Genomic DNA, 3,299 nt, shown 5'->3' on the forward strand with positions numbered 1-3,299 from the left:
GGCCTCAACCTGGTGACGGCGGCTATCGTGCTGTGGAACACGGTGTACCTGGAACGCGCCACCCAGGGGTTGGTCGAGGCCGGCAAGCCGGTGGACGGCGAGCTGCTGCAATTCCTGTCGCCGCTGGGCTGGGAGCACATCAACCTAACCGGCGATTACGTCTGGCGGCAGAGCCGCAGACTGGAAGACGGGAAGTTTCGGCCCTTACGGATGCCCGGAAAACCTTAGCGTACGATTTTTTCCGAATTCTGCGGGCTCCCCGTTGAGCGCATTCGTGAGGTGGAATACGGCATCATCTGCGATATGTGCCGCAGCGACTTAGACCTGGTGCGCATCATTGTTGATGCTGGTCAGGCATGTGACGGTGTGCTCGTCAGTTTTGCAGGGCAGGTGGCACGCCTGGCCAACGAGCTGCCGATGATTAAACAGGAGGCAAAATCCTACGCCGTCCACCATGCCAACGATTTACTGGGGCCATACCGGTTCGAAGCCGCTCAGGACAAAATGACTGGCTGGGCGACCTGGTAAGCCTCGAAAAACCATTTAGCCCCCTGGTGGGGCTTTTTTAAACTGCGCTTAATAAGTAAGTACACGACTACGGTTAGAAGCATGTCCACAAGAACAGATTTGTCGAAAATCCCGTCTATCTCCGGAAACAACGGTTATTCGCTGCGCTGTCCGGAAGTGAAGATCAACGGCCATGAGGCCCATTGCAGCTATACAGTCTGCCAGCACACCATCCTTGCCTACAAAGAGAAGCGTCTCCCGGCGACATCGTTCCAGTCCTGCGCTGCGGCCATTTCTGCTGGCAGATGCCAGGCACTGAAGATGATGGTCGAAGAGATCCGCAAAGGCGAACAGCTCTACTTCATCGATATGGCTGCGCTTATCAAAGAAGTGGAAGAGCAAAACGACCACGCCAGAACGCTTACCCGGAAGCGCAACACCATGACGATTAACAGTCTGGTTAAACGCACGAAGAAAACAGAACCAGCCAAACCCGAAACCACGTCCACCGATTCACTGGCGCCCGTCACTGATGTGTACGCGGCACTCATTGAAGAAGCAACCAAAGAAAACACATGAAAACTCCCGAGCGACCGATGGAGGTTAAACACTAATGGAAAAACTGATCGCCCTAAAGCACAAGCTGGATGCCATAAAAACGATGGGAACCAACGCCAAGAAAGAGGCACTGGCCAACCTTGATGAATTTGAGCAGAGCATGGTCTCGCTAATGCTCAACCCATTCATTCGATTCGGTGTGAAGAAGTACAAAGTGGCCGAGCCACTCGATACTTCCGTACCCAGCGACCAGAAGGTAGTCGAGCTGCTGGAGAAGCTGGCGGCGCGCGAACTGACCGGGAACGCGGCCATTACTGCTGTCGAATCACTCGTTGCCTCAATGTGCGCTGACGGGCAGGACGTGTTTCGTCGCTTCCTGCTGAAAGATCCGAAAGCCGGCGTCGGTATCAGCCTGTGCAACAAGGTGTTCGAAAACCCAATTCCGAAGTTTGAGGTACAGCTGGCGTCTCCGTACAAGGAGAAAGGCGACAAATACCCATTTAAACCAAATCCAAAGGCCAAGTGGCCAATGATCGGCAGCCTCAAACTCGATGGTCTCCGGGTTATCTGCGAAGTCATCGTTGACGAGGAAGAGGTGAACTTCCTGACGCGTACCGGCAATCCGATTACGTCACTCGATCACCTTAAACCAGCCATGCTGGAGTTGGGCAGACTCTCAGGTTGTAAACACATCTTCTTCGACGGTGAGGGGACTGCAGGCACGTTTAACCAGTCTGTGTCGGCACTTCGCAAGAAGAGCGTGAAAGCTATTGGTGCCGTTTACCACATCTTCGATTTTTTCTTACCAGAGTGGCGTGCTCAGGCAAAAAGCAAAGAGTACCTGCAAACCGGCATGAAGCTGAAAGAGCGCCTGGCCAAGCTGGTGGCGTTGTTCCGCAACACTCGCGGAGAGGATTATGCGCCAGATATCCACCTGCATCCTTTCTACATCATCCATAGCCATGAAGACTTCATCGAACGCTTTATGAAGCGCCTGGACGAGAACGAAGAAGGGGAGATGGGGAAAGATCCGGACTCTGTTTACGAATTCAAGCGTACCCGCAGCTGGTGGAAGTTGAAAGACGAGGATTCTGAAGACGGTGAAATCATCGACTTTGAGCCAGGCGACCCGGACTCTGGCTTTGCGCATACGCTGGGCAAGATAGTGATTCGTCTGGAAAACGGCGTCATCGTTCGTGCCAGCGGTATCAAGCATAAGTACCTGGACGAGATCTGGAACAATCAGGAGAAGTATCGTGGACGCATCGTTGAGGTTCACTGCCATGAGAAAACGCCAGACGGTAGCTTACGCCACCCACGTCTGAAGTGGCCGAAATGTCTGCGAGATACCGAAGACCGTATTGGAGATAAAGACTGATGCTCGGCTGGATGATTGTATTTTTGGTCGTCGGCATTGTTATCGGCAGTCTGGTTACGTCCAGCTGCATCAACGATTACGTAAAAGCCGGTGTCATGCAGAGACGTGGCCGCATTTACCGCATTGTAGATATCACGCACACACTGAAGGAGATTAAGGATGATCATGTTAAGTAAACGGGAGAAAGAAACTCTGCGTGAAATCAGCCAGTGGAAACAGTTCTACGCCAACTGGAAGCCAAAGACCCGCGCCAAACTGGAACGTATGAATCTTGTCGCTAACGTTTCGCCAAAGGGATGTGTGGAGAACTATCAGCTCACTGAAAAAGGACACTCACTGTTGCAGCAATTGACTGAGGCGGGGGCGTTCTGATGATTCCATACATCCTGTTATCTTTTGCTGGGGGCGTGGCCCTCGGCTTCAGTATCTGTCGCGATCTGGTCAGGCAGGTACTGAAAACCAAAACGCTTCGCATCGGTAAGCGTCTGTATCGGGTTGTTCACGAGACGAGAGCGCGGAAATGAGCAATTTGACCTCTTTCGACTGGTGGCTGGCAACCTACCTTGTGGCGGCCGGCTTCGGATATGCCTTTTACATTGGTCAGTTAATCGTAAAGCTACTGCTGATCAGATTTGCCAGCGATAAACGCATAGATGACGGTCTGTGGCGCCTGGGTTCTCTGCTGGAGACTCACTACGGCGAACTGAAGGAGAACGAAACTATCACTATTCAAGCGAAGCGTTTTACGGCCATCATCACGAGGGCACTGTTGCAAATAGTCGGTGGTGATAAACTTATCATCCCCTTTTGCTGATGGAGCTGCACATGAACCCATTCAAAGGCCGGCATTTTCAGC

The 3,299-nt window shown here is 52.5% G+C and carries 7 protein-coding genes; all 7 read left to right on the forward strand.

What is annotated here, in order from left to right:
* A partial coding sequence (locus tag HII27_RS26615) for a Tn3 family transposase (RefSeq protein ID WP_137532703.1) occupies positions 1-228 on the forward strand: 228 nt, incomplete at its 5' end.
* 75 nt (positions 229-303) lie between these two features.
* Entirely contained in the window at positions 304-528 is a 225-nt protein-coding gene (locus HII27_RS26620) for a hypothetical protein (RefSeq protein WP_185670182.1), read from the forward strand.
* A gap of 81 nt (positions 529-609) precedes the next feature.
* Positions 610-1,086, forward strand: coding sequence for a hypothetical protein (locus tag HII27_RS26625; protein WP_185670183.1), 477 nt, complete (start codon positions 610-612; stop codon positions 1,084-1,086).
* A 34-nt stretch (positions 1,087-1,120) separates the two neighbouring features.
* A complete protein-coding gene (locus tag HII27_RS26630; protein ID WP_058655809.1) occupies positions 1,121-2,443 on the forward strand; it encodes an ATP-dependent DNA ligase in 1,323 nt (440 codons plus the stop codon).
* On the forward strand, positions 2,443-2,619 hold the full coding sequence (locus HII27_RS27330) for a hypothetical protein (protein WP_132468258.1): 177 nt from the start codon (positions 2,443-2,445) through the stop codon (positions 2,617-2,619). Before HII27_RS26630 ends, HII27_RS27330 begins: the two co-directional genes overlap by 1 nt.
* Positions 2,603-2,815: a hypothetical protein gene (locus tag HII27_RS26635; protein ID WP_022649968.1), complete on the forward strand. Its 213-nt coding sequence runs from the start codon at positions 2,603-2,605 to the stop codon at positions 2,813-2,815. The genes HII27_RS27330 and HII27_RS26635 overlap by 17 nt, the downstream gene beginning before the upstream one ends.
* Positions 2,816-2,963: 148 nt before the next feature.
* Entirely contained in the window at positions 2,964-3,257 is a 294-nt protein-coding gene (locus HII27_RS26640) for a hypothetical protein (RefSeq protein ID WP_042863561.1), read from the forward strand.
* The last annotated feature ends 42 nt before the right edge of the window (positions 3,258-3,299 follow it).

Origin of the sequence: Kluyvera sichuanensis (genome assembly GCF_014218705.1) — a bacterium.
In the GTDB taxonomy this organism is placed as follows: domain Bacteria; phylum Pseudomonadota; class Gammaproteobacteria; order Enterobacterales; family Enterobacteriaceae; genus Kluyvera; species Kluyvera sichuanensis.

What these genes read in the sequence shown, in the direction of transcription:
- HII27_RS26620 (WP_185670182.1), top strand. Translation starts at nt 304, where the DNA reads ATGTGCCGCAGCGACTTAGACCTGGTGCGCATCATTGTTGATGCTGGT.
- HII27_RS26625 (WP_185670183.1), top strand. Translation starts at nt 610, where the DNA reads ATGTCCACAAGAACAGATTTGTCGAAAATCCCGTCTATCTCCGGAAAC.
- HII27_RS26630 (WP_058655809.1), top strand. Translation starts at nt 1,121, where the DNA reads ATGGAAAAACTGATCGCCCTAAAGCACAAGCTGGATGCCATAAAAACG.
- HII27_RS27330 (WP_132468258.1), top strand. Translation starts at nt 2,443, where the DNA reads ATGCTCGGCTGGATGATTGTATTTTTGGTCGTCGGCATTGTTATCGGC.
- HII27_RS26635 (WP_022649968.1), top strand. Translation starts at nt 2,603, where the DNA reads ATGATCATGTTAAGTAAACGGGAGAAAGAAACTCTGCGTGAAATCAGC.
- HII27_RS26640 (WP_042863561.1), top strand. Translation starts at nt 2,964, where the DNA reads ATGAGCAATTTGACCTCTTTCGACTGGTGGCTGGCAACCTACCTTGTG.